The organism is Stenotrophomonas sp. WZN-1 (assembly GCF_002192255.1).
In the GTDB taxonomy this organism is placed as follows: Bacteria; Pseudomonadota; Gammaproteobacteria; order Xanthomonadales; family Xanthomonadaceae; genus Stenotrophomonas.
This window is the reverse complement of sequence record NZ_CP021768.1, coordinates 2,285,678-2,310,367: the sequence shown is the minus strand read 5'-3', so window position 1 is coordinate 2,310,367 and position 24,690 is coordinate 2,285,678. Positions and strand designations below refer to the sequence as shown.

General features: G+C 63.8%; 27 protein-coding genes. 17 read left to right on the top strand and 10 right to left on the bottom strand.

Annotation, left to right across the window (positions count from 1 at the left end):
• Positions 1–13: 13 nt before the first annotated feature.
• Complete coding sequence (locus CCR98_RS10895) at positions 14–967, bottom strand: alpha/beta hydrolase (RefSeq protein ID WP_087922609.1); 954 nt, start codon at positions 965–967, stop codon at positions 14–16.
• 168 nt (positions 968–1,135) lie between these two features.
• On the opposite strand from CCR98_RS10895, the gene CCR98_RS10890 reads away from it, so the two are divergent.
• The 3 genes from CCR98_RS10890 to CCR98_RS10880 all read left to right on the top strand — a co-directional run bounded on the left by CCR98_RS10890 (position 1,136) and on the right by CCR98_RS10880 (position 3,436).
• Entirely contained in the window at positions 1,136–1,705 is a 570-nt protein-coding gene (locus CCR98_RS10890) for a TetR family transcriptional regulator (protein ID WP_087922608.1), read from the top strand.
• 61 nt (positions 1,706–1,766) lie between these two features.
• On the top strand, positions 1,767–2,243 hold the full coding sequence (locus tag CCR98_RS10885) for a nuclear transport factor 2 family protein (RefSeq protein ID WP_087922607.1): 477 nt from the start codon (positions 1,767–1,769) through the stop codon (positions 2,241–2,243).
• A gap of 272 nt (positions 2,244–2,515) precedes the next feature.
• Entirely contained in the window at positions 2,516–3,436 is a 921-nt protein-coding gene (locus CCR98_RS10880; protein ID WP_012511063.1) for an MBL fold metallo-hydrolase, read from the top strand.
• A 114-nt stretch (positions 3,437–3,550) separates the two neighbouring features.
• Here CCR98_RS10880 and CCR98_RS10875 read toward each other — a convergent pair whose 3' ends face one another.
• From CCR98_RS10875 to CCR98_RS10865, 3 genes are all read right to left on the bottom strand, one after another.
• A complete protein-coding gene (locus CCR98_RS10875; protein WP_087922606.1) occupies positions 3,551–4,432 on the bottom strand; it encodes an RNA polymerase sigma-70 factor in 882 nt (293 codons plus the stop codon).
• A gap of 75 nt (positions 4,433–4,507) precedes the next feature.
• Positions 4,508–4,912, bottom strand: a complete 405-nt coding sequence (locus CCR98_RS10870; protein WP_087922605.1) for a cupin domain-containing protein — start codon at positions 4,910–4,912, stop codon at positions 4,508–4,510.
• Between the two features lie 55 nt (positions 4,913–4,967).
• On the bottom strand, positions 4,968–5,447 hold the full coding sequence (locus CCR98_RS10865) for a carboxymuconolactone decarboxylase family protein (RefSeq protein ID WP_087922604.1): 480 nt from the start codon (positions 5,445–5,447) through the stop codon (positions 4,968–4,970).
• A gap of 89 nt (positions 5,448–5,536) precedes the next feature.
• Between CCR98_RS10865 and CCR98_RS10860 the strand changes: the two genes are divergently transcribed.
• The 6 genes from CCR98_RS10860 (at position 5,537) to CCR98_RS10835 (ending at position 9,190) form a co-directional block, all read left to right on the top strand.
• On the top strand, positions 5,537–5,845 hold the full coding sequence (locus CCR98_RS10860) for a sigma factor-like helix-turn-helix DNA-binding protein (protein ID WP_087922603.1): 309 nt from the start codon (positions 5,537–5,539) through the stop codon (positions 5,843–5,845).
• A complete protein-coding gene (locus tag CCR98_RS10855; RefSeq protein WP_087922602.1) occupies positions 5,842–6,873 on the top strand; it encodes a LysR family transcriptional regulator in 1,032 nt (343 codons plus the stop codon). The genes CCR98_RS10860 and CCR98_RS10855 overlap by 4 nt, the downstream gene beginning before the upstream one ends.
• A gap of 129 nt (positions 6,874–7,002) precedes the next feature.
• Entirely contained in the window at positions 7,003–7,770 is a 768-nt protein-coding gene (locus tag CCR98_RS10850) for an SDR family oxidoreductase (RefSeq protein ID WP_087922601.1), read from the top strand.
• A 21-nt stretch (positions 7,771–7,791) separates the two neighbouring features.
• Positions 7,792–8,346, top strand: coding sequence for an Ohr family peroxiredoxin (locus CCR98_RS10845; RefSeq protein ID WP_087922600.1), 555 nt, complete (start codon positions 7,792–7,794; stop codon positions 8,344–8,346).
• Positions 8,331–8,627 (top strand): hypothetical protein, encoded by a 297-nt coding sequence (locus CCR98_RS21105; protein WP_157721533.1) that lies wholly within the window; start codon positions 8,331–8,333, stop codon positions 8,625–8,627. Before CCR98_RS10845 ends, CCR98_RS21105 begins: the two co-directional genes overlap by 16 nt.
• A gap of 113 nt (positions 8,628–8,740) precedes the next feature.
• Positions 8,741–9,190 (top strand): BLUF domain-containing protein, encoded by a 450-nt coding sequence (locus CCR98_RS10835; protein ID WP_087922598.1) that lies wholly within the window; start codon positions 8,741–8,743, stop codon positions 9,188–9,190.
• A gap of 43 nt (positions 9,191–9,233) precedes the next feature.
• Here the strand turns inward: CCR98_RS10835 and CCR98_RS10830 are convergent, their stop codons facing one another.
• Together CCR98_RS10830 and CCR98_RS10825 are read right to left on the bottom strand one after the other, a co-directional pair.
• The gene (locus tag CCR98_RS10830; RefSeq protein WP_087922597.1) at positions 9,234–9,587 is read right to left on the bottom strand and encodes a response regulator; all 354 of its coding nucleotides are present in this window, start codon (positions 9,585–9,587) and stop codon (positions 9,234–9,236) included.
• A 3-nt stretch (positions 9,588–9,590) separates the two neighbouring features.
• Entirely contained in the window at positions 9,591–10,724 is a 1,134-nt protein-coding gene (locus CCR98_RS10825) for a PAS domain-containing sensor histidine kinase (RefSeq protein WP_087922596.1), read from the bottom strand.
• A 149-nt stretch (positions 10,725–10,873) separates the two neighbouring features.
• Between CCR98_RS10825 and CCR98_RS10820 the strand changes: the two genes are divergently transcribed.
• The 8 genes from CCR98_RS10820 to CCR98_RS10785 all read left to right on the top strand — a co-directional run bounded on the left by CCR98_RS10820 (position 10,874) and on the right by CCR98_RS10785 (position 18,123).
• Positions 10,874–11,143 (top strand): hypothetical protein, encoded by a 270-nt coding sequence (locus tag CCR98_RS10820; protein ID WP_087922595.1) that lies wholly within the window; start codon positions 10,874–10,876, stop codon positions 11,141–11,143.
• Positions 11,144–11,216: 73 nt separating this feature from the next.
• Positions 11,217–11,864, top strand: a complete 648-nt coding sequence (gene paoA / locus CCR98_RS10815) for an aldehyde dehydrogenase iron-sulfur subunit PaoA (protein ID WP_087922594.1) — start codon at positions 11,217–11,219, stop codon at positions 11,862–11,864.
• Positions 11,861–12,811, top strand: a complete 951-nt coding sequence (locus CCR98_RS10810) for a xanthine dehydrogenase family protein subunit M (protein WP_087922593.1) — start codon at positions 11,861–11,863, stop codon at positions 12,809–12,811. Before paoA ends, CCR98_RS10810 begins: the two co-directional genes overlap by 4 nt.
• Entirely contained in the window at positions 12,811–15,015 is a 2,205-nt protein-coding gene (gene paoC / locus CCR98_RS10805; protein WP_087922592.1) for an aldehyde oxidoreductase molybdenum-binding subunit PaoC, read from the top strand. The genes CCR98_RS10810 and paoC overlap by 1 nt, the downstream gene beginning before the upstream one ends.
• 9 nt (positions 15,016–15,024) lie before the next feature.
• Positions 15,025–16,086: an XdhC/CoxI family protein gene (locus CCR98_RS10800; RefSeq protein ID WP_087922591.1), complete on the top strand. Its 1,062-nt coding sequence runs from the start codon at positions 15,025–15,027 to the stop codon at positions 16,084–16,086.
• Positions 16,062–16,688, top strand: coding sequence for a nucleotidyltransferase family protein (locus CCR98_RS10795; RefSeq protein ID WP_087922590.1), 627 nt, complete (start codon positions 16,062–16,064; stop codon positions 16,686–16,688). Before CCR98_RS10800 ends, CCR98_RS10795 begins: the two co-directional genes overlap by 25 nt.
• A gap of 54 nt (positions 16,689–16,742) precedes the next feature.
• Positions 16,743–17,474: a hypothetical protein gene (locus tag CCR98_RS10790; RefSeq protein WP_087922589.1), complete on the top strand. Its 732-nt coding sequence runs from the start codon at positions 16,743–16,745 to the stop codon at positions 17,472–17,474.
• 193 nt (positions 17,475–17,667) lie between these two features.
• Positions 17,668–18,123, top strand: a complete 456-nt coding sequence (locus tag CCR98_RS10785) for a hypothetical protein (protein WP_087922588.1) — start codon at positions 17,668–17,670, stop codon at positions 18,121–18,123.
• 518 nt (positions 18,124–18,641) lie between these two features.
• Here CCR98_RS10785 and CCR98_RS10780 read toward each other — a convergent pair.
• The 4 genes from CCR98_RS10780 to CCR98_RS21100 all read right to left on the bottom strand — a co-directional run bounded on the left by CCR98_RS10780 (position 18,642) and on the right by CCR98_RS21100 (position 24,635).
• Positions 18,642–19,112, bottom strand: a complete 471-nt coding sequence (locus tag CCR98_RS10780) for a hypothetical protein (protein ID WP_087922587.1) — start codon at positions 19,110–19,112, stop codon at positions 18,642–18,644.
• Positions 19,113–19,469 (bottom strand): hypothetical protein, encoded by a 357-nt coding sequence (locus tag CCR98_RS10775; RefSeq protein ID WP_087922586.1) that lies wholly within the window; start codon positions 19,467–19,469, stop codon positions 19,113–19,115.
• 457 nt (positions 19,470–19,926) lie between these two features.
• The gene (locus CCR98_RS10770; protein ID WP_087922585.1) at positions 19,927–20,682 is read right to left on the bottom strand and encodes a tetratricopeptide repeat protein; all 756 of its coding nucleotides are present in this window, start codon (positions 20,680–20,682) and stop codon (positions 19,927–19,929) included.
• A gap of 230 nt (positions 20,683–20,912) precedes the next feature.
• On the bottom strand, positions 20,913–24,635 hold the full coding sequence (locus CCR98_RS21100) for a hypothetical protein (protein WP_157721532.1): 3,723 nt from the start codon (positions 24,633–24,635) through the stop codon (positions 20,913–20,915).
• Between the last annotated feature and the right edge of the window lie 55 nt (positions 24,636–24,690).

Below are 24,690 nucleotides of genomic sequence, written 5' to 3'. Positions count from 1 at the left end.
AGCCTCGGGGGACTTACTCTTCCTGCAGGAACGTCAGCAGATCCTGGTTGACCTTGTCCTTGTGGGTATCGGTCAGGCCATGCGGCGCACCCGGGTACACAATCAGCCTGGCGCCCTTGATCAGCTTCGCCGACTGGCGGCCCGAGATGTCGATCGGCACGATCTGATCGTCATCACCGTGGATCACCAGCGTCGGCACATCAAACTTCTTCAGGTCGGCGCGGAAGTCGGTGGCCGAGAACGCGGCGATCGAATCGTAGGTGTTCTTATGGCCACCCTGCATGCCCTGCGCCCACCAGGCATCGATCAGCCCCTGCGACACCTTCGCGCCCGGGCGATTGAAGCCGTAGAACGGGCCCGACGGGATGTCCTTGTACAGCTGCGCGCGGTTGTCCATCTGCGCCTTGCGGATGCCATCGAACACTTCCATCGGCAGGCCATTGGGGTTGTCGGCGGTCTTCAGCATTAACGGCGGCACCGAGCTGATCAGCACCGCCTTCTTGACCCGACCGGTGCCATGGCGGCCGATGTAGCGCGCCACTTCGCCGCCGCCCGTGGAGAAGCCCACCAGGGTGACGTCATGCAGGTCGAGCGTGTTGATCACCGTGGCCAGGTCATCGGCGTAGTGATCCATGTCATTGCCATCCCACGGCTGGCTGGAACGGCCGTGGCCACGACGGTCATGGGCAATGACGCGGTAGCCGTGGTTGGCCAGGAAGATCATCTGCGATTCCCAGCTGTCCGAGTTCAGCGGCCAGCCGTGGCTGAAGGTGACGACCGGGCCGTCCTTCGGGCCCCAGTCCTTGTAGTAGAGCTGCACGCCATCGGCGGTGGTGATGTAGCTGGCGGTGCGCGCGATGCCGGTGACTGCTGCCGGCTTGGCCGGTTCGGCGGCCTGCGCGGACAGGCCAGCCTGGACCCAGAGGGCGAGGGCGGCAACGGCCAGGGTACGGGCGAAGGTGTTCATGCGGGAACTCTCATGTGTGGGTGGTGAGGCGTACTTTGCGCCAGCAATCAGGCGCCTGAGTGATGAACTGTCCGGATTTCTTGATAGATCGTCTTGCACGGTTGTGCGCACACGAACCGCCAACCATTGCCCGTTGACAAGGTAGAATGGTCGTTCTACCTTGCAGCCATGCACAAGACCGGCACCGACACCGCGCAGAAGATCCTGGCCACGGCCGAGGCGCTGATCTACCAGAACGGAATCCACGCCACCGGCATGGACCTGCTGGTGAAGACCTCCGGCGTTGCCCGGAAGAGCATCTACCGCCACTTCGAAAACAAGGACCAGGTGGCCGCTGCGGCATTGAACGCGCGCGACGTGGGCTGGCTGGACTGGTTCCAGCAGGAGTGCAACAAGGCCGACACCGCGGAAGCACGCGTCCTCGGCATGTTCACCGTGCTCAAGGGGTGGTTCCAGTCCGAGGGCTATCGCGGCTGCGCCTTCATCAACACCGCAGGCGAGGTCGGCGACCCCGACGATCCGATTCGCCACATCGCCAGGCATCACAAGCAGAAGCTGCTGGATTACACGCTGGAACTCACCACGCAACTGGATATCAAGCAGCCCGCCGCACTGGCGCGGCAGCTGCTGGTTCTCATGGAAGGCGCCATCACCGTCTCGCGCGTGATGGGCGACTACGACGCCGCAGACACTGCAAGGGATGTTGCAGCGGTGTTGTTGGAGCAGGCCAGGCACTGACGCCTGAGTCATCAAAACCCGTCGAAGCACCCCGTTCATCCACTTGATTGGAGGCCCCACCGTGTCCATTGAAGCGCCCCGTCCGCCACTTCCCCCGTTCACCCGTGAATCGGCCATCGAGAAAGTGCGCCTTGCCGAAGATGGCTGGAACACCCGCGATGCCGACAAGGTTTCGCTGGCCTATTCGCTGGACACCGAGTGGCGCAACCGTGCCGAGTTCACCCATGGCCGCGAGGAAGCCCGGCAGTTCCTGGCCCGCAAGTGGAACAAGGAGCTTGAGTACCGGCTGATCAAGGAGCTATGGGCCTTCACCGACAACCGCATTGCCGTGCGCTACGCCTATGAGTGGCATGACGACTCCGGCAACTGGTTCCGCTCCTATGGAAACGAGAACTGGGAGTTCGGCGCCGATGGCCTGATGCAGCGCCGCTTCTCGTGCATCAACGACATGCCGATCAAGGAAAGCGACCGCAGATTCCACTGGCCACTGGGGCGCCGCCCGGATGATCATCCGGGGCTGTCTGACCTGGGTATGTGATTCGCATTGCTTCCCGGAATGCAACATCACGTCCCCCTCCACGGGCCTACCGCAGCAACGGTGTGCTGCCTAGGCTGATCGCACACGGCACACGCCGTGTTCCGGGCCCACCGCTTGCGCAGTGGCCCGTCTTCCCATGAACCCTGCAGCGCTGGCCTGCCAGGCATCCGTGCCTTGGCAACGCCACGCCCTGCGCCGTGGGAAAGCGCCCGGAATCGTTCGCGCCAGCCTTGCATCGCTGCCCGCCCAATGCCCCTTCGTGGAGATCCCTCATGTTCAGTCTGGAAAACACCGCCGCGCCCATTGCCCCCGCCCTCGATGAACTGGTGCCCTCGCGCTACGCCCTGAAGGTGGGCGACGTCGAAGTGCTGGTGATCAGCGATGGCGTCCTGCCGTTGCCCACCCAGATGCTCGGCCACAACGTTCCGGCCGCCGACCGTGCCGAATGGTTCGAAGAGATGTACCTGCCGCAGGATGCCTTCGACTGGGCATTGAACGTGATGGTGGTGCACAGCGGTGATCGCACCATCCTCATCGATGCCGGCCTGGGCATGGACCCGGACCTGCAGCTGCCGCGCGCCGGCCAGTTGATCCGCCGCCTCGGTGCCGCCGGTATCAACCTGGGCGAAATCACCGATGTGGTGATCACCCACATGCACATGGACCACGTCGGCGGGCTGCTGGTTGAAGGCGTGAAGGAACAGCTGCGCCCGGACCTGAAGATCCACGTGGCCGCGGCGGAGGTGGAGTTCTGGAAGTCGCCGGACTTCAGCCGCACCAACATGCCGCAGGGGTTCCCCGATGCGCTGCGTGCCACGGCCAAGCACTTCTGGGCCGAGTACAGCAGCTATGTGCACACCTTCCAGGACGAACAGCAGATCGCGCCGGGCGTGACGGCCCGCCGCACCGGTGGGCATACCCCGGGCCACTGCGTGGTGCGCGTGGCGTCTGCCGGGCAGGCCCTGACCTTCGCCGGTGACGCGGTGTTCGCGGTCGGCTTCGACCAGCCGAACTGGCACAACGGCTTCGAGCACGACCCGGAGGAATCCGCGCGCGTCCGCATCGCCCTGCTGAAGGAACTGGCAGGCACCGGCGAAATGCTGGTGGCCACGCATCTTCCGTTCCCGTCAGTGGGCCGGGTGTCGCTGGAGGGCGAGACCTTCCGCTGGGTGCCGGTGTTCTGGGACTTCTGATCGGATCCTGCGGCCATTGCGCAGGCAGACGTTCACGACCGGGGCGCATCGGCGCCCCGGTCGGATCCCGCAAGAACGAGGTCGCAATGGATGCCATCCACGCGGGGCGCGGATCTACTGGATGAAGGTGGGTAGTGCCAGCCGCTGCAGCTTATGCGGGTTGCGCTGCACCAGGATCTGCGTGATCCGTTCGCCATCGGTCTCGAAGGCCATCGCCGCTTCCAGCTCACCATCGAAATAGCGCAGCAGTCCCAGCCGTCCGTTGAGCATGGCCGGCACCATCCGCAATTGCGCGCTGCGCCGCAGGTGCGGGGCATACAGCAGCTGGGCAATGCGAGCGCCCCCGACCATCGGCTTGGGGAAGCTGGTGACGATGCCGCCGCCGTCACCCACCAGCTCGGCCGACTCGGCCATCAGCGCCTTCATCGTGCGGAAATCGCCACTGGATGCGGCCTCGGCGAAACGGCGCAGCAATCTCTGGTGCACGTCCTGCGGGACGTTGTAGCGCGGGCGCTCCTGCCTGAGTTGCTGGCGTGCGCGATGCACGATCTGCCGGCAGGCGGCTTCTGTCTTGTCCAGGGTGCGCGCGACCACCGCGTAGTCCTGATCGAACACGTCGTGCAGCAGGAAGGCCGCACGCGCATCCGGGGCCAACCGTTCCAGCACGCTGAGGAAGGCGACCGACAGATCGCTGGCGGTTTCCAGCACATATTCAGGGGTGCTGGTGTCATCGGTCAGCAGCGGCTCCGGCAACCACATGCCGACATAGTGTTCGCGCGTATGCCGTGCCAGGCGCAGGCCATCAATGGCGCGACGGGTGGTGGTAGCCACCAGCCAGGCTTCGGGATTCTCGATCTGTGACTGGTCAGCGCCATGCCAGCGCAGCCAGACATCCTGCACCACGTCTTCGGCTTCGTGCGAAGACCCGAGCATGCGGTAGGCCACGCCGAACAGGCGTGGGCGGAGGCGGGAGAACAACGCAGTGGAATCGTCCATGCCAGCGTAGACGGGACAGGTCCCCGGATTGTGACACCCGGGGACCTGTCGTTGGTACCAGCGCCGGACGTGCGATCAGTGCGGCGGCAGAACCGCCGGCTTGCCGATGTCCTTGATCAGGAACACCACGAACTTCGCCGGCTCGGTAGCGCTGGCGTTACGACCCACGGTGTGCACATCGGCCGGGCCTTCATGGAAGGCCTCGCCCGGGCCGAGGGTGACTTCCTTGCCGCCGGCCACGCCCATCACGATCCGTCCTTGCAGGACGTAGACGAAGCCATGGGCATCGTGGCGGTGCACCGGATCGGCGCCACCCGGCGGGTATTCCACGGTAAGGATCAGCGCTTCCTTGCCGGGCTGCTCCGGCAGGGCGCGGGTCATCACCTCGCGCACCAGGGGCTCGGGCGCAGCAGGGGGTGGGGTGGCGGCAGCGCTGCACAGTGGCAGCAGCGCAAGCAGGGCCAGAACAGAACGACGCATGGCAGGTCTCCAGTGCGGTAGGGAAGGGCCGCTGCATGGGGCAGCGGCGGATCGATCAGGCCAGGCCGGCCTTGTCCAGGCCAAAGGCCGCGTCCAGGGTGCCGGGCGTAGTAAGGAAGGCGACATTGGCGCGGTTCCAGGCGTTGATCGCCATCACCGCGTGGGTCAGGTCGACGATCTCCTGCTCGGACAGCTGGCCGCGCACACGCGTGTACAGTTCGTCGGGCACACCCTGCGCCGGCAGCTGGGTCAGCACCTCGGTCCAGGCCAGGCAGGCGCGTTCGCGCGGGCTGAACAGCGTCGATTCACGCCATGCCGCCAGGTGATGCAGGCGCAGTGGGCGCTCGCCGCGCAGGGTGGCCTCCTTCACGTGCATGTCCAGGCAGAAGCCGCAGCCGTTGAGCTGCGATGCACGGATGTTGACCAGATCGATGATGGCCGCTTCGATCGAGGCGGTATGGGCGGCATGCGAGTACAGGCCGAGCTTCTTGAACAGTTCCGGCGATTGCGCGGCGTAATCCAGACGTGCGGTCATGGCGTGTTCCTGTAGCGAGTGAAGGAAACAGCGAGGCTAGGCCTGCGCCCGCACTGCCGGTAGGCCGGGGCCGGGCCGCATGCTGTTGCATGAAAAACACCAATGGCCTGTCACAGCGGCCGATGCTCGGCCGTCTGCCGGGCATGGACACCTCAACGCACCTGCGCACCGCATTCCGCCCTGCCAGCGAACAGGTCTGGCAGACCTTCCTGGCCGCACTGCGTGAATTGCCGCCCGATGCACGTGCGGTGCTGTTGCTGCACGACGTGCTGGGCGCCGGGTTCGAGGACATCGTGCCCCTGCTGGGGCTCGACCTTTCCGCGTGCAGGCAGCGCCTGGCGCTGGCGCGGAACCACCTGCACGCACACCGTGCCCGCCTGGAGCCAGGCCGCCCATGAACACTGCACAGCCCAGCCCGGCCAGCGACGGCCACGATGCGCTCAATGCATCCTTCTCCACCAGCTACGCCGGCGTGCTGGCCTTCATTGCAGTGGCGGCCGAGGGCAGTTTCGCCCGCGCGGCCGACCGCCTTGGGATCGGCCGTTCGGCCGTCAGCCGCAGCGTGCAGAAGCTGGAAGGCCAGCTGGGCGTGCGGTTGTTCCTGCGCACCACGCGCTCGACCACGCTGACCCGCGAAGGCGAGCTGTTCCTGGAAGGCTGCAACCCGGGCGTGAACTGCATCCTGCAGGCGCTGGAGGAAATGCGCGACCTGCGCGAGGGCCCGCCGCGCGGGCACCTGCGCATCAGTGCCAGCCACGGCTTCGGCCGGCGGGTGATCGCCCCCTTGCTGGCCGCCTTCCGCGCCGAGTACCCGCAGGTCTCTGTAGAACTGCTGCTGGACGAGCAGGCCCCCGACCTGGCCGGTGACCGCATCGATGTGGCGTTCCGCGATGGCCTGCTGGAAGACAGCCAGGTGATCGCAAAGCAGCTCGTGCCGATGCAGCTGGTGGTGTGCGCGTCACCGGCGTACGTGCAGGCGCATGGTCTACCGTCGTCGGTGGATGCGCTGTCCACGCATGCCTGCATCGGGCGACGCCTGCCGGGCGGGCGCATGCAGCCCTGGGAATTCCGGGTCGACGGCACCGATGTGCACCTGCAGCCGCCGGCCGCACTGGTGTTCAACGATGCCGACCTGGCCCTGCAGGCCGTCATCGACGGGCTGGGCATCGCCCAGCTGCCCAGCTATCAGGTACGTGAAGCGTTGTGGGCGGGCAGGGTGGTGACCTGCCTGGATCGGCATGCGCCGCTCGATCGCGGCCACTACCTGTGCTACCTCAGCCGCCGCCAGCTTCCCAAGCGCGTGCGTGCCTTCATCGACTTCAGCACGCAGCGGGTGCGCGCGCTCGAACTGGATGTGATCTCGCACTGGGAAGCACGCCAGCAGGCCATCCCCATGAAGCCAGGGGCACAGCCCGCCTGGGCCTGAACACATTGGTGCGTGCCGGGCAACAGTGCGCACCCCAGCGCGGACCTACTGCCCCGCACCCACGCTGCCTACGATTCCAGCATGCCCGGCCACAGCCGGTCGCCCCTTCTACATTCCAGGAGACACGTCATGAAATTCCTCGTCATCGGTGGTACCGGCCGCATCGGCAGCAGGGTGGTGGAGCGCCTGCGCACCGCCGGGCATGACATCGTGGCGGCCGCGCCCTCCACCGGCGTGGATGTCCTGACCGGTGAAGGCCTGGACGCCGCCATGGACGGCGTCGACGTGGTGGTGGACCTGGCCAACTCGCCCTCGTTCGAAGACGCAGCAGTGCTTTCGTTCTTCGTGACCGCTGGCCACAACATCCTTGCCGCCGCCGCCCGTGCCGGCGTACGCCACCACGTTGCGCTTTCCGTCGTAGGCACCGACAAGCTTGCGGCCAGCGGCTACTTCCGCGGCAAGATCGCCCAGGAGCGCCTGATCCGCGATTCGGGCCTGCCGTACACCATCATCCATTCCACGCAGTTCTTCGAGTTCCTGCCGGGTATCATCCAGTCCGCCGGCAATGGAGCGACCCTGCGCTTGCCCGCCGCCGACGTACAGCCGATTGCCGCCGAGGATGTTGCCGAAGCGGTGGCACGCATCGCGCAGCAACCGCCCCGCAATGGCGTCGTGGAAATTGCAGGCCCCCAGCGCGCCGCGATGGCAGATCTCGCCAGGCAGTATCTGCAGCAGACCGGCGACCCGCGGCAGGTCGTGGCAGACGCCGAGGCCCTGTACTTCGGTGCGCCGCTGCAGATCGATACGCTGGTACCGGTGGGGCAGGCGTGGCTGGGGCAGGTCGGCTTCGACGCCTGGCTGCAGCAGTCCGGCCTGTTGCAGCGGCAGCCCGCCTGAGCGGCCATCGATCGCCTGCCAATGACCGAGCTGAAGCCACCTTCGCCCGCCATGCTGGACCGCTACCAGGGCGACGACGTGCAGCCGCTGTACACCGGCCGCGTGCGGGTGAGCGGCGGCCAGGCCCAGCACGGGCGCGCGTCCGGCGTGGTGCGATCGGACGACGGTGCACTGGCGGTGGACCTGCGACTGCCGCCGGAACTCGGTGGGCCTGGCGGCGGATCGAATCCCGAGCAGCTATTGGCCGCAAGCTACGCCGGTTGCTTCCACGGCGCCATGGTCCTGGTGGCCGCGCGTGCCGGCCTGCTGCTGCACAACCCCAGCGTCGAAGTGGCGGTGACCTTCGCCCGTGATCCGGAGGATGGGCAGTACCTGCTGTCAGCCGAGATCGTGGTCCATCTTCCCGGCATGGATGCGAATGTGGCCTGCGAGCTGGTGCGCAATACCGAACGCGTCTGCCCGTACGCCAAGATGTTCCATCGTGGCATCAGCGATGCCGTGCGTGTCCGGGTGGCCGCAGATCGTGGCGCAGCTCAGGCCTGCAGCGACGCGGGTGGCGCATGTCCCAGCACGTGATCGCATTCGACCAGGCGCGCGTTGCTGACAGCCTGCCGCTCACCACAGCCCGCGCAGGCAAGGAGCGTCCCGCCAGGCATGCTTTCCAGTTGAGGCACCTTCAGATGGGTGATGTGCCGGCACCGGTTGCAGCGAATGCTGATCGCATTCACATGTTCCAGATGGCCCTGCTCGTCGCGGGCAGCGTCGAGGTCGAGAACGTAGAAGAAGCCTGTATCGGGCATTGCGGCATACCTGGAGATTTCGCGCATGGTGCACTGCGCATCGCCTGCATCTTGTGATGACGGCCCACATTCAGCGTCATGCGAAACTGAACTATTGTGCATTTCTTCGACACCTCACATTGACACACGCTCCTTGCTGCTAGGGTCGTGTCTCATCAAGGAGGTGCACAATGCCCATCAGGGCGGTGGTATATGTAAGCGGTGCCGGCAAGGGCATCGCGAGCGACAGGCTTGGCTTGTCCAGCGGCAAGCTGGACTGGATCGTGGACGACGCAGCCCGCTTCAATCGCAATGCCGGGGTTACCGGCGTGCTGCTGTTCGATGGCGAGCGCTTCCTGCAGTATCTGGAGGGGCCGGAGGACGGACTGTCGGTAGCGTACTCACGTGTGCTGGGCGCCAGCAGCCACAATGGCATCGTTGAGCTGCAACGGGGCAGGGTGGGACAACGCCGCTTGCCTTTCTGGCCGATGAAATGGCTGCCTGTTGAGCCGCAGGAACTGCGGCGGCTGGCACACGCCGACTGGACCCGCTTCAATCAGCGAGGTGACGCGGGCAATGCCAACGCAACCGCCATGGATCGCCTGGTGGGGCTTGTAGAGCCTTACGCCATCGCTGCCTGAGGCGCACTTTCGCTGCTCCCGCTCGAACGTACGGGAGTGCAGCTCAGAACTGGCTCTTGATTGCAGCAATCAGCTGCGTGAAGCGATAGGGCTTGGAAAGGAACTGGACGTTGTCCGGCAACACAGGCAACTGCGAGCGGCTGTAGCCCGATGCCAGCAGGATGCGGGCGTCGGGCTGGACGGCGGCGGCTTCCGAGGCCACATCCAGGCCAGACACGCCTTCTGGCATGCTGTAATCAGTCACGACAATAGAGAACCGAGCGCTGCCGCGCAGGCATTGGATCGCTTCAACGCCATTGCGGGCGGTGGTCACCGCGAAACCCTGGGCGGCAAGTGCATCCACAACGATCTCGCGAAGATCATCCTCGTCGTCGACAAATAGTACTGAAAGAGGCATTGGCTACTCGGCGACAGGGTAGTAGAGGGCGACAGAGGCTCCTGAGCCAGGCGTGCTGTCTACGCGGATGAAACCGCCCGATTGGCTGGTGAAGCCGAAGACCTGGCTGAGTCCCAACCCGCTTCCGCGTCCGACGGTTTTCGTGGTGAAAAAGGGCTCGAATATTCGTGCCTGATCGTCCGGCGCAATTCCTTCGCCGTTGTCTGCCACGGTTATGCAGAGGAACCTGCCCGGTTCCTGGTGTGGGTCATCAGGATGACGTGCTGTCTGTAAACGCACTGTAATCTTGATGCATCCGCCGCTTGGCATTGCGTCACGGCTATTGCACACCAAGTTGAGGATGGCGGAATCCAGCTGGCCACGGTCGAGGTTGACGGACGGAAGATCGCCCGCAACGTCGAGCTCGACTGCAACCGCATCGCCGGCAGAACGTTGCAGCATGTCGTGCATGTCACGTATCGCCTTGCCGACATCGAATCTTTCCGGTGCCAGCTCATGGCCACGCCCAAACGTCAGCAACTGCCGAGTCAGCAGGGCGCCACGCTCTACCGATCTCAGGGCCGTGCGGATGTACTTGTCAGACACCTCGCCATGAGGCTGCGCGGAGATCAGATCCAGGCAGTTGGTGACGACGCTGAGCAGGTTGTTGAAGTCATGGGCAAGGCCCAGGGTCAGCTTGCCGATGGCCTCCATCTTCTGCGCCTGCAACAGCTCATGCTGTGCACTTCTCAGCTGCTCCTGGGCAAGGTAGCGCTCGGTTACATCCCGCGTGATCTTCGCGAAGCCGACGAGTACGCCATCCACCCTTACCGGGTCGATGACTACGCTGGCATGAAAGCGTGAACCGTCCTTTCGAAGCCGCCAGCCTTCGCCTGCGTAGCGGCCTTCATTCGCGGCAATGGCAAGGTTGCGTGCGGGAACGTCGGCCGCAATGTCTTCGGGCGTATAGAACCTGGCGTAGTTGGTGCCGACCACCTCATCCTTTCGATAGCCCTTGATGCGCTCTCCGCCGGGGTTCCAGGTGCGGATGACCCCGCGAGGGTCGAGCATGTAGATCGCGTAATCAGTGACGGAATTGACCAGAAGTCCAAATTGCTGCGACTCGTCGCCCAGATCGCCCGTGGGATGTGGAGTCATGGAGCGCCCTCCTTCGGGCCGATCAAGCTATGCCTCTGTTTGTTAGTTGTTTGTGAAAGTGAAGGTGGGCCTCTCATGTCGACGGATGGTCATCCAAGCCGCCTGCCACGCACCAGCGCGGCAGCGGCGGTCAGCCCCGCAGCGTCGACATGCCGTCGCACCGCATTGAAGACATTCACGGCATGGCGGACTTCATCAGCCGGCTAGATGAGAATCTGGGCGCGGTGCATTTGGTGTTGGATGGAGCCGAACTGGCACGCATCAGTGAGCGGGTGGCGAAGATCAGTGTCAGTGGCGCACGTTTGCCAGAGGCGGCGTTGAAGATGACCGGCCAGCAGGCTCGGCCGACGATGCCGGCGCACCCTGGACAGGCTTCACAGATCTGTACTGCCCAAGCGGGCATAGTGCCCTTTGGGTAGTCTGAGCGCGTCCATCCAGCCACGGGGTTTCCCCGAACGCCAGGAGGTCACTGTGCCAAGTTGGGACGAAGGAATGAAGTTGACGCGTCGCCAGGTGATCGCCGGCGGCGCCACGACCATGGCGATGTCCGCCGCACCGGGGGCGTCATCGCTCGCCGCCGAACTGGCGGCATCTCCGCCGCCCAGGCCACCGGTCATCAGCACGGTGGCGTTGACGGTCAACGGCACGCATCGTGAGCTCGAGCTGGATACCCGCACGACGCTGCTCGACGCCCTGCGCGAACATCTGAAACTGACCGGCACCAAGAAAGGCTGCGACCACGGTCAATGCGGCGCCTGTACCGTGCTGGTCAACGGTGAACGCATCAATGCCTGCCTCAGCCTGGCGGTGCAGCACCAGGGCGATGCCATCACTACCATCGAAGGCCTCGGAACACCTGATGACCTGCATCCGATGCAGGCCGCCTTCATCAAGCATGACGGATACCAGTGCGGCTATTGCACGCCGGGGCAGATCTGTTCGGCGGTGGCGGTACTGGACGAGATCAAGCGCGGTGTCCCCAGCCATGCGCAGGCCGATGTCAGCGCACGGCCCCAGGTCACCGACATGGAAATGCGCGAACGCATGAGCGGCAACCTCTGCCGCTGCGGCGCGTATTCCAACATTGCCGAGGCGATGCAAGAGGTCGCTGGCGCGACCTCTGGACGGGGGCGCTCATGAAGGTCTTCAGTTACGAGCGCGCGAAGTCTCCTGCCGAGGCAGCCAAGGCCGTCGCCGGTACCGAGGGCGCGAAGTTCCTGGCGGGAGGAACCAACCTGCTCGACCTGATGAAGCTGGAAGTCGAGACGCCCGCGCATCTGGTCGACGTGCAGGACATCGGCCTGGACAGGATCGAACCTACAGACGACGGCGGCCTGCGGATCGGCACGCTGGTCACCAATACCGCGCTGGCCTCGCATGAGCGCGTGCGCCGCGACTACGGTGTACTGACCCGCGCGATCGTGGCAGGCGCGTCCGGGCAGCTGCGCAACAAGGCCACCACCGGTGGCAATCTGCTGCAGCGCACGCGCTGCCCGTACTTCTACGACCCCCATCTGCCCTGCAACAAGCGCCTGCCCGGATCAGGCTGCGGCGCGCTCGAAGGGTTCTCCCGGCAGATGGGCGTGATCGGCACTTCGGACAGTTGCATCGCGACCTATCCGGGCGACATGGCGGTGGCCTTGCGTGTGCTGGACGCCTCGATCCAGACCATCAAGGGCGATGGCAGCACGCGCAGCATTCCGATTGCCGAGTTCCATCGTTCCCCGGGCGACACGCCACAGCAGGACAACGTGCTGCAGCGCGGTGAACTGATCACCCACGTCACGCTGCCGGAACCGCTGGGCGGCCGGCACGTGTACCACAAGGTGCGTGACCGCGCGTCCTATGCGTTCGCGCTGGTGTCGGTCGCCGCGGTCGTGCAGCGTGACGGCTCGGCGCGGTTCGCCTTCGGCGGGGTCGCACCGAAGCCGTGGCGGATCGAGGCAGCGGAACCGGTGCTGCGCCACAGCGTCAAGGCCGCGACACGACAGGTGTTCGCCGGTGCCCGTCCAACGCAGGAGAACGCGTTCAAGATCGCGCTCGCCGAGCGCACCCTCGCCGCTGTGCTGGCGGAAGGAGAGCGCTGATGCCCCTCGAATTCAACGCCCCCGCCGGCGACAACCTGTTCGACAAGGCCAAGGTGGTCGGCAAGTCGACGCCACGCATTGATGGCCCACGCAAGACCACCGGCACCGCCCCCTATGCCTACGAGCGTCATGACGTCGCGCCAAACCAGGCCTACGGCTATATCGTGGGCGCGGGCATCGGCAAGGGGCGCATCATTTCGATGGACGCCTCCCGCGCACGTGCCGCCCCCGGCGTGCTGGCGGTCATCACCGCACCGGAAACCAAGCCGGTCGGCACATCCAACTGGAACAATGCGCCGCTCTTCGGCGGGCCCGAGGTCGCCCATTACCACCAGGCCATTGCATGCGTGGTGGCCGAGACCTTCGAGCAGGCCCGCGCCGCTGCGGCGTTGATCCGCACCCGTTACGAGCGCGGCAAGGGGCGGTTCGATTTCCCGGCGCTGGCGCCGTCCGCGCCGCTGGCAAAGGGGCGCGGTGGCAAGCCCGACCGGCAGACGCTCGGCGATTTCGACACCGCCTACGCGAGCGCGGCGGTCAAGCTTGACGAGACCTACCACACAGCCGACGAAAGTCATTCGATGATGGAGCCGCACGCCACCATCGCCGCCTGGGAAGGCGACACGCTCACCCTGTGGACCTCCAACCAGATGATCGACTGGGCCAGGCAGGGCATGGCCGCGATCCTCGGCATCGATGCTGGCAATGTGCGCGTGGACTCGCCCTATATCGGCGGCGGCTTCGGCGGCAAGCTGTTCATCCGCGCCGATGCGGTGCTGGCTGCACTGGCCGCCAAGCAGATCGGGCGGCCGGTGAAGATCGCACTGCAACGCCCGTTGATGCCCAACAACACCACGCACCGGCACGCGACCATCCAACGCGTCCGGATCGGTTGCGCGAAGGACGGCAGGATCTCCGCCATCGCCCATGAGAACTGGTCAGGCAACATCAACGGCGAGGACGGCGAGAACGGTACCCTGCAGACGCCCAAGCTCTATGCAGGCGCCAACCGCCTGGTGGCCAACTACATCGCCACGCTCGACATGCCCGAAGGCAATGCAATGCGCGCGCCGGGCGAAGCGCCGGGCCACATGGCGCTGGAAGTGGCGATGGACGAAATGGCCGAGAAGCTGGGTCTCGACCCGATCGCGTTCCGCGTCCTCAACGAGCCCGAGGTCGTGCCCGGCGATCCGTCCAAGAAGTTCTCCGACCGTAACCTGGTGCGCTGCCTGCGCGAGGGCGCGGAACGCTTCAACTGGAACAAGCGCAACGCCAAGCCGGCGCAGGTACGGGAAGGGCACTGGCTGGTCGGCATGGGCGTGTCCGCGGGCTATCGCGGCGCACCGACGATGAAGTCGGCGGCACGGGTCCGGCTTGACGGCCAGGGTGGGGTGATCGTGGAAACCGACATGACCGACATCGGCACCGGCTCCTACACGATCATCGCGCAGACGGCAGCCGAGACCATGGGCGTGCCGCTGGACCGGGTCCAGGTCACCCTCGGCGACTCGCGTCATCCCGCCTCCGCCGGTTCCGGCGGCCAGTGGGGCGCGGCAAGCTCCACCGCAGGCGTGTACGCGGCGTGCGTCAGCCTGCGCCGCAAGGTGGGCGAGAAGCTCGGGTTCGACGGCGATACCGCAAACTTCGCCAATGGCCGCATCCAGGCGGGTGGGCGGACCATCGACCTGGCCGAAGCGGGCACACTGTCGGCAGAGGACGGCATTGCCTTCGGCAAGTTCAAGCAGGGCTACGACGTCGGTACCTATGCAGCGCATTTCTGCGAGGTTGCCGTGCATGCCTACACCGGAGAGACGCGCATCCGCAGGATGCTTGCCGTATGCGATGGCGGCCGGATCCTCAACCCGCTGTCCGCACGCAGCCAGGTCATCGGCGGGATGGTGATGGGCGCAGGCGCGACCCTGATGGAGGAACTGGTGGTCGACAAACGGCTTGGCTTGTTCATCAACCACGACCTGGCGGGATACGAGGTTCCCGTGCACGCCGATATTCCACACCAGCAGGTGGTCTTCCTCGACACGCTGGATCCGGTGATCTCGCCAATGAAGGCCAAGGGCGTGGGTGAGCTGGGCATCTGTGGTGTCGGGGCCGCGATTGCCAATGCGGTCTACAACGCAACCGGCGTGCGCGTGCGCAACTATCCCATCACCCTGGACAAGCTGTTGCCCGGCTTGCCCGACGTAGGCTGACCCTTGCGCATGGACCGACCCGTGGCCTCAACCGTCCTGGAGGCCTGTGCGGCAGAGGGAGTGGAGCGCAGGGATCCTGCTGGGCACCTGTCCGCAGCGCCGGGCTTCCTCACCGAAGGCAACCCGCGCGGCGTGCTCGAGACGGCCTTGACGCGCGTGCGCGTGGGCGAGCACGCCGTGCTCGCGCTGGTGCTGGAAACCGATGGCTCCACCTACGCCGGTGCCGGCGACATGGTGCTGTTCTGCAACTGCAGCCAGGTCGGCTGGCTCAGCGGCGGATGCCTGGAGCCCGAGCTCGCGCGACGCGCGGAGCAGGTGAGCGCGGCAGGGCAGGTCGACTGGATCGAGATCGACACCCGCAGTGACGACGATCTGTTGAGTGGGTCCGCGCTCGGCTGCCGCGGCCGGCTTCGGATTGCGCTTCTGCCGTTGCGTGCCATGACGGGCATCGACGCCGTGATCGAGGCATGGCTCCGCGAGGGGGTGTCACTCCAGCGCGACCTTCGCACGTCGGGGCAGATCGTCTTCCGCGCCGGCAATCGCGAGCAGGCATGGCAGCTGAACCCGATGGACGGGGCGCAGCCCTTTGGAGAAGCAACGTGGCGTTTGCCATTGCCCCGGCTTCCACGGGCTCTGGTGCTGGGGGGCGGTCCCGAAACGCCCTTCCTGGTTCCGTTACTGCGGGGCCTGGGATGGCGGGTCGGCGTGGCCGAACGGCGGGCGCGCTGGGCCTCAGCGGGGCAGGGCGCGGATGCGCATCTCCAGGCCAGCCCGGCCGAGGCCCTCCATGCCGACCCGTGCGACGCGGTACTGGTGATGCATCACGATTTCGAACTGGACCGCGAGGCGCTGGTGGCCTTGGCCGATACCGAGGTTGCCTTCATTGGACTTCTGGGGCCGCGGCGAAGGCGTGAGGATCTGTTCAAGCTGCTGACACCGGATCAGCGCCATCGCCTGTCTTCCAGGCTTCGATCGCCCATCGGCCTCAACATCGGAGGGCGAGGGCCGGAGGCAATTTCGCTCAGCATTGCCGCGCAGCTGCAGCAATGGCGAAGCACCGCCGGCAGGTGACGGTCGCGCATGCGGTCGTCGTGCTTGCGGCGGGCGGGAGCACCCGGCTTGGCCAGCCCAAGCAGCTTCTGACCCGGCAGGGCGAGACCCTTGTACATCGCGTAGTGCGGTTGGCGCTGGAGCTTGCGCCATCGCAGGTGTTGGTGGTGGTGGGCGGGCACGCACAGGCCGTGACATCCAGTATTTCCGGACTGGATGCCACCCCGGTAACCAACCACCACTGGGAAAGCGGCCTGGCCAGCAGCCTGCAGGTTGCGGGCACACACCTGCTGCCCGCGGTGGCCGCCGTGATGGTCGTGGCATGCGACCAGCCCGCGATCGAGTACGCCCATCTGCAGGCGTTGCTTTTGGGTGCCCGCGCTTCGTCGTCAGGGTGCGCTGGCACCCGTCACGGAAAGGTCCTTGGCGTTCCTGCAGTGGTGCCGCGCGCATGGTTCAATCAGGTGGGTGCAAGCGGTGACCGCGGCTTCGGAGCGCGCTTGAGGCAGCTTCCCATCGACGCCGTGCATGCCCTTCAAGCGCCGGAGCTGGGCCTGGATATCGACACGCCAGAAGATCTCGCGCGTGCGCGCCTTGCGGGCTGGATCGATGCCGGGAGGTGAGTCGTCGGCTACGATGGTGGCGCCGGCATCTGCGCCGGCGGGCAGGGGGACGCAATGGATATGCAGGCAGAGGGCGGATTCGATTCGCCAGACAGGACGAAGCAACAGGAACTGACCTTCCACTGGCTCTACCAGCGGGTGCAAGGGCTGGTTGAACATAGCATCTACCGTAAGGCGGGCAGGGTGGAGACCTGGTCGTTTCGCATCGGCATGGGTGCGGCGATCATCGGCATACTTACTGCTCAGGTTCCGGATCGATGGCTGCCTATTGGCGCAGTACTCCAGGTGGTTATTGCCTGCCTGGCAATCGAAATCGGGGGCTTCATTGTTGGGGGCGCCCTGGCCGCCCGCAGAGGCATCCGCCAATTCAGTCAGCCACGACTGTCGCACGCCAAGGAGATGGACGGTGACTTCGCACACTGGCAAGCGGTGGTTACCGAGCTTCGCCGTTTCCCTCGCATTGAGCGCGAGCGCCGCCTCAAGTATGTCAGTCAGCTGCGCAACAACATGATCGAGCGCATGGGCCTGATGTACGGCGGGCTGCAACGCCTTGGGCCATTCCCGCTGCTCATTGCGTTCTATTTGCAGTTCCGGGGATGGAAATGGGGCGACTGGGCAGGCGCCTTCGACGTCAGTCTGGTCGGCGGGTTGTTGATCCTCGCCATGGTGCTTCTGTACCTGTTGGGCTGGATGCTGATCAGCATGCGCATCCGCCTGGACACCTACGTCGCCTTGCTCGAAGGCTCCATCCACGAACCTGAGCCGCCGCAGCCCGCGCCTCTGTAGAGTCGAGCAATGCTGGACTACACCACATCGCGCCCCACCAGACACATCGCAAGCGAGAATCCGCACCCCCTTCTTCAAGACAAGCTCCGGGCATCCAGATCAAGGGAACTGCGGAAAAAACACCCCCATGGGGAAAGCACAACAGCAATCTTGAGGAACAGGTGGATTTCATGAGCAAGGGCGGCGCCATCAGATGACCATATTCAGGGCAACCGGTCTTCTCCTGTACCTGGCAGGCACAGGGTTGGCTAATGCGCAGGCGCCCCCTCAACCGGACAGGCCGATAGTTGAGCTTGACGGGTCGATCGCAACGGATAATGGCGCAGAGCTTGACGACAAGCAGCTACTTGCGTTGATTGGGCGCGCAGATGCAGGCGATGCTGAGGCGGCGTTTCGGATTTCACGCCACTTTGAGGACAACGGCACGATTGAGAACTCCCATATGTGGCTCGTCTATGCCGCAGCACTGGGACACCCGATTGCACAGTACAACGTGTTCTTCATGTTGAGGGACAAACAGGACTGTGAGTCATCCAGTGAGGCATACGCATGGCTCAAGAGTGCCGCGCTGAAGGGCGTGAGGGACGCGGATTCCGAGCTTGAGCAAGCGGCTCGCATGACGGCTCAGCGATGTGCCAGAAAACGATAGGAAGAGAGAGACCATCTACCTACGAGGGATGGGAGCATGGCGACTCAGTCAAGCTCGACGTAATTGGGTTGCAGGCGGGGAAAGGGTCCGGGTGCCCTTGAGATGAGTAGATACAAGAGATTTCTTCGGGCTTACTACATCATGTTCTTCTGGGCACTCAGGCTGGTTGCCTGCCTTGGGGCTGCCGTGAATTCAGTACTCCTTGTTTTCGTGCTGATTGATCTTGCTGATGGCGGGCGAGACTATGGGTTTGCGGGCTTGGCATTTGTGGCTTTCTCTCTTTGCATAGCATTTGCCATGTGGAAAGTCGGGTCTGTCGGCCTGCTTCGTCTCCGGCAAGCGAAGGCCTCATAGGTCTTCCAAGGACGTGCCGTGCTGGCACGTAATCTGCCGATAGGGCCGCAAGCATGCAGCCTCCTGTGGCAAGGGATGCCGAAACATGCAGCTACGGAGGGAGCGCTGACGCCTGGCCCGCGTCGGCTGCAGCCAACACCATTGTAGAGTCGAGCCACGCTCGACTACAGCACGCCACATCGCGCCCCATCAGGGACCTCGCCAGCGAGAACCTGCAGCATCCGGTCCATCAGAACAGGCTCCGGCACACCAGCCAGCACCTGTTCCAGATGATCCAATGGCTCCAACTGCCATTGGAGGATTGCCCGCAGCTGCAGAACGGCGGGCGCCCGCTGGTCCGCGTCCAGTGAGACCCGCAACAGCAGATGTTGCGAGCGCCTCTCCAGCCACACCACTGGTACGCCTCGGCAATGAATCTGGAACTCGGCATCTCGATGCCACTCCACAAACTGGAAGCCCTGTCGTGGCCGAGACTCCACGAACTGGATCGCTTGGCGGCGCAGTTGTGAGAATCGATCGTCGTTGATGCTTTGAAACCCGACAGGCGAGGGCACCGGTGGCGCCGGCCACTGCGCCTGTGCCGCAACCACTGCGACGAGACAGAGCGCGGTGGCTGCCCAGAAATACCGCGCCACTCAGCCGTCCGGGCGTACCCGTGTGCTGGCGTGTGCTACGAGGCCCAGCCCAGCCATGATCAGCCCCTCCATGACGCGCGGGCCGACGTACTGTTCCAACTCGCCGTTCTCGCGGGCACGCTGTGCGGCCAACAGGATCTCCAGCACGACGCGAAGGCCGGCCAGCGAACAGTCGGTGTCGGCGAGGGCGAGCCGTCGGCCGGGCATCTGGTGGCGCTCCGGCCAGGGCTGGCCATCGGAGGCAGCGCCGGAGCCGATGCTATGCAGCAGGGCGATGAGCGTGTTCGGATCCAGCGCGGGGCCGTTGACGGGCGCGTCGTGGATCGGGTGCGGGGCAGGGGAGTGGGGCTGGGTCATGGCGGGGCTCCTTGCGTGCATGCAGAAGCCGCCACCGATAAAGGTGGCGGACGATGCGTGGTTCGAAACCCCGTGTGTGGATGACCGGGCAGGCGCAAGGCCTCCACGCACCGCCCGCCATAGCCGACTGACGGATTGCCAGCCGGCACCGCGCGAAGCAGTGCCGGCTGGCAAGTGCGAGCAACATCCACACAACCGGGGTTTCGAATCCCGACCACCGATGCACGGTGGCAGGGCAAGGAATACGCGGACCTATGCGTGATGCCAATGCAGTAGGGCTGATGACGTCACTACTTTCAATATTTTCAGAATCGTTGCATACGACGCAACCAAGCTGGAGCCTTGCGCTGCAACGCTATCGGCGATGTCGGTGGTGCAAGCCTAGCGAGTGTCGGCATCTGCCCGGCGAGGCTGTGAGCGAGGCAGATGCGACAGGATTGCCAACGGCTGCCAGGCGTCAGTAGCCCTTCAACGCGGCCTTGGTCCGCTCCAACCAGACGGCATTGTGGCTGCGCGCGTGGCGCGACCAGTGTTGGGCATCGTCGATGATGCTGGCGAACAGGCTGCGGGCCTGCTCGCGGTCGTCGGGTTGCGGCTGCGCCATCAGCCATTCGGCGTAGAGGCAGCGGGCAGCCGCATCGTTTCCGCATTCCACGGCGCGCTCGAATGCGGCGCGGGTGCCGGGCGCTTGGGTAGCCGCCAGTGCCTGCGCGTAAAGCAGGGTTTGTTCCGGCTTGCGGCGCACATCCGGGTGGCGGGCGAACAGGCCGTCCAGCGTCTCCACCGCAAGCGCAGCGTGCCCGGAATCGAGGCGGGCACGCGCCAGACCGGTCAGGATGTAGGGATCGTCGCCCAGCGGCGAGCTGGCTGCCTGCTCCAGCAGGGTTCTGGCTTCCTCCGCCTGGCCGGCATCCAGCAGCGTCATGCCCAGGCGAACCCGGTTCTGCACGGTCGGCGTGCGCGCCAGTTCGGCCCGGGCGTTACGCAGGTCCTGGCCCGAGTCCATGAGTTGCTTGGCGGAACGGACGACCTGCCGGGCGCCGCGCGAATGGCGGACTTCCGGGAAGTAGATCGCCAGGAAGTAGACGACGCTGCCGAGTAGCGGGAACGAGAACAGCAGGATGAGCCAGTAGAGGCTCTGGCCCGAGCGGATGGCGTGCACCGCGAAGTAGATGGCCGCCAGTACGTGGAGTCCGATTCCGATATAGGGCATGTGTGCCGCCTCGTCCTTGTGAGGGGTGGAACTATAGTGGGGGTGGGGTGAGGCGCCAATGGGGTGGGGTGATCGGGCGTGACGCGTCACGTTAACAGGTTGGGTTCTGCGGGGCGGTGCGTCGCATGCCGTCCGTCTGCGCGAGCTGATCCCAAAGCACCCCGTGACGTAAGGAGCAAGGGCCCTGAAGGGCCGGGCATGTGCCGACCATCCCGAGAAGGAAGTTGCCCCTAACTTCCTTCGCCTATCCATCTCAACATCGCCCTACGGAACTTCCGATTGGCCCGCCCCGGGAATGTTTCGAGCATAAACCCACTAAGCGGCCTAGCTAGCGGAGGCGGGACACGAGGCAGAACGCGGGTAATCTCCTTTAACAGCCATGATGAGCTTAAAGATTTCTTTCGATCTACCCTGGAGCGCTCCTTGTTATGAGCGTACAGCGCAGCAAGAATTGGAAAAGTTGATTGAATCGTCGCTTCTCTACACGACCCTAAAAGTGCTTTGAATGCAGCTTGTCTTTCGAAAGCTGGGAGCTTAAGAGCCGCGAATAGAATACTCATCGGGATAGCCGTAAAGTGGCCGCCGAGCGATACGAGAGTAGCAAGAGCCCTTGTCGAGGCCAGGAGAGAGTTTGGACGCAAATCAGCCGAAGCCGCGATCAACCGTTGAAGGCTTGCACGATTAGCCACTCCCGCTTCGGCAGCCAAGTCTCGAACACCCTTTTCTTCGGAAAGGATGGTCCAGCCCCGTTCGTTTGCAAGAGCGAAAGAAGAAGCAAGTCCGGCGTCAACAAAACTATCGTAGTGCCCCACCGCAGAAAGACACTCATCGCTCCCGCATTCAATCGTCTCGCAGCTACCCACGAATCTAGTAACCTTCTTCCAGTATCTGACATGTTCCACGCGTTCCTTGGCCCGAACCTCCACAAACTGCAGTTTGCCGCCAGGTGCCACGCGGGCCTGAGCCACGGCCTTCAGACTTTCGCGCTCTTGAAAATAGAACTGCCGGAGAGTGATTAGGGTCTGCGGGGTAATCACGGGCACACCAAAGCTTCGAACTATATCCTCGCATTCACATTGGACAATGGTCATGACGGCGACGGGGTCGACCACGAATCTATCGGCGCTTCGGATGACGCGATCGTCGTATTGCTGATCGATCTCTGAGCCGCTATGAACACTCGGCCTCCAGTCATCGACCTTCTGAATAAAGGCACGCGCGGGCTTCTTGAAGAGCGACGCCATTACAGTTGCGGGAAGGCAATGTTGATGCGCGATGCTAAGCATGCGATTCCTCTGCGCATCGTGCTCTGAGATCATCGCCTTCATCTGATTCAGCATTTCAGTGGTAGAAGGGGCGGAAATCTCATCGGCCCCGCCTTCTGCCACTCCAACGCCAACCGCAACGTCTCGAGATGCCTTGATAAACAGTTGTACAGTGTCTTCCACATCTACAACCGACACATCGAGTCCAGCGAGCGGTCCACTGGAAGGAGTGACGTGATCTCCCGCGCTTAGGCCAATGAGCGAGGATGCCCAAGACCCCTTCGGATCGAGCTGGACAACACCAGGAACGGGGCTCGGCGTTGAGCCAATCCAAATTGTTCGCTGAGATCTATTCGGCGCCGAAAGCGTCACTAGTGTATTAGCGCCCGCGCTTCGACTTGGCGAGCCACGAAATCGCCGCAGGCCGAGTCCTAGCAGGGCCGCCGCGTTCGTTGCATCAACTCGCCCCGGCGCAAGGCCTTCTGTGAGGAGATCCTGAAGCCTTGGATCCCTGAATACACTCAGAGCGAAGAACACTCGTCTGAACGCAGTTGCCGTGCAGGTTGGGGGTAGCTCAACATTTCGCAGGCGTCGCGCGCCGCGGCGCAGACGCCCAGTGAGAATGGAAGCGCGCGCATAATTCTCCAAGACGGCTGGCGTAGATATGGCGCGCTCTAAGACTGAATCAACAAAGTCCCAGAACTCCCCGAATCGCCCCCTTGAAGTAAGTACGTTCGCCCGAGCGATAATCGCGTTTATGTCTTTCGGATAGGTCGCAATCCATTCTTCAGTCACTGCGTCCGCACGATGGTGCCGCCATTGCGTTAGGAGAAGAGAGGTTAGGAGGTCTGCAGCTGTTGGGTCGAGGCGCCCTTGGCGGCTCAACATCTGTTCGGCAACAGGGATAAAAGCAGCGGCCTCCCTATCATGCCCCCCGTCGCGAAGCATAGCTGCAACAAGAGCTCTGGCTTCCACGGAAAGCTCGCTTCGGTCAGCCATCTGACGAATGATGCCTAGCGCTTCCTCGCGCAGGGGGGCCATAGCAGGGTCGTCAATGTGCTCAAGCACCAAAGTTGCCAAGGGCACTGCCGGAGCACCACGGAGCCGTTCCATTAGGATCGCGACAGCTTCATTGCCCAGGGGGCTTTGGTGCTGTGAGCGGAAAATTTCCGTCTCTAGCCCCTCGTCCTGAAACCCGAGCTCCTGCGCGCTTTGTAAGCTCGCAAGAGCAAGGTCGCGCTTTCCCGCTACCCTGTAGAGCACTGAAACTCTAAACAGCAACTCAGCATCATCAGGAACTGCCAGAAGAAGCTCTTGATTAGAGTCTTGCCCAGTCCTCAGGGCCATCGATGTGTAGCGCTGCCACATCTCGACGTTTGACAGGTCTTCACGCAGTGCAGCCTCGGCATGCTTGATCGCGCCAATCCCATTACCGAGAAGTGATTCGGCCAGCGATAGGTTGTTCAGCACAGCGACACGAGCCTGCGGGTCCTCGATCTGGGCCAAGTCATTCGCGATGGATGCTAGTGTTGATCTCCCGGCCTCAGCCAAGCTGATGTCATTAGGGTGCGACACTCTGAGTGAGCCGAATGGCGCGCGCGCGAAGGCCAGAGATACTTTCGCGGAAGCCAGCTTCACTTGGCGGGGAAGTGACCCACCGGGGTCCTGGGCTTCGGCCTTCTCAAACCAGTTTATCGCCTCTTCGTCTCGATCTTGACTGCTTGCCAAGTCACCCAATGCTTGTGCCACTTCGCGAGCATCGAGCAATGCGTTCGGAATGCTCTCAATTAAATCCTCGTAAGGGCTATCGCCGATGATCATAGCTACCGAAACAACAAGCGACCAAACTTGCTTGCGATCCTTGTCGCTCGTAGATGCTTTGGCACGCTCAATCCACTTTCTGGCCCTTGAGTGATCACCGGCACGGGCAGCGGCGAACGCGCCAAACGCAAGTTGAGCAGCCGTGGGAGTCGCCAGCACATCGACAAACTGTACCGCCTCGTCAAAAGCAGCAGTGCCAACAAGGCAGCGAATCTTTGCAAGTGCATACGCGACTTGTTCGCCGGCCTGTGGTGAGATTGCATCTAGTTGTTCAAGTGCCGTGTATGGCTTAAACCGTGCGAGCAGCTTGCTAATGCTAGCCAGCCAGGGCGGATCGTCCACCGAGGGCGAAGCTGACAGTGATACTGATGCCCCCAATAGTAGAGGCCCAACCTGGTGCTCATAAGCCCGCAGCAGATGCTTTGCCGCGACGCTAGCAAGGAGGAGGTGGGCCAAGTCGTGCTGATCCAGCAGTGCGACCAAATCAGGCCATGACCACACGTGCACAGCACCCTGCTTTCCGTGCAGGGTCATTTGCCGAACATCTTCCTGCAGTGAGCCGTCGCGATCAGCTCTAGTTGCAACAATGAACAATGAAAGCGGGGGCTTTACGTCATGCGCGCTCTCAAGATCGTCAGCAATGATCTTTCCAGTCAGCTTCTTCTTCAGGTAGCGCTTGCATTGAACGCCGATCCATCGACCGTCCTGACTCTGGACAATTACGTCGATCCCTTTTTGACGTTGCCCTCGACGGCCCACGAGCTGTGCCGGCAGTGCTGGCTTATAAATTGCCTCAACCAGATGGAGAACCAGCTCCTCAAACTGCCCTTCGCTCGGCGTTGGGAACTGAAGATCGTTACTTGACAAACCGAGCCTCCGCTTCGCTGTTTGCGCCCGTTCTGATACATCATCCGTGAGAAGC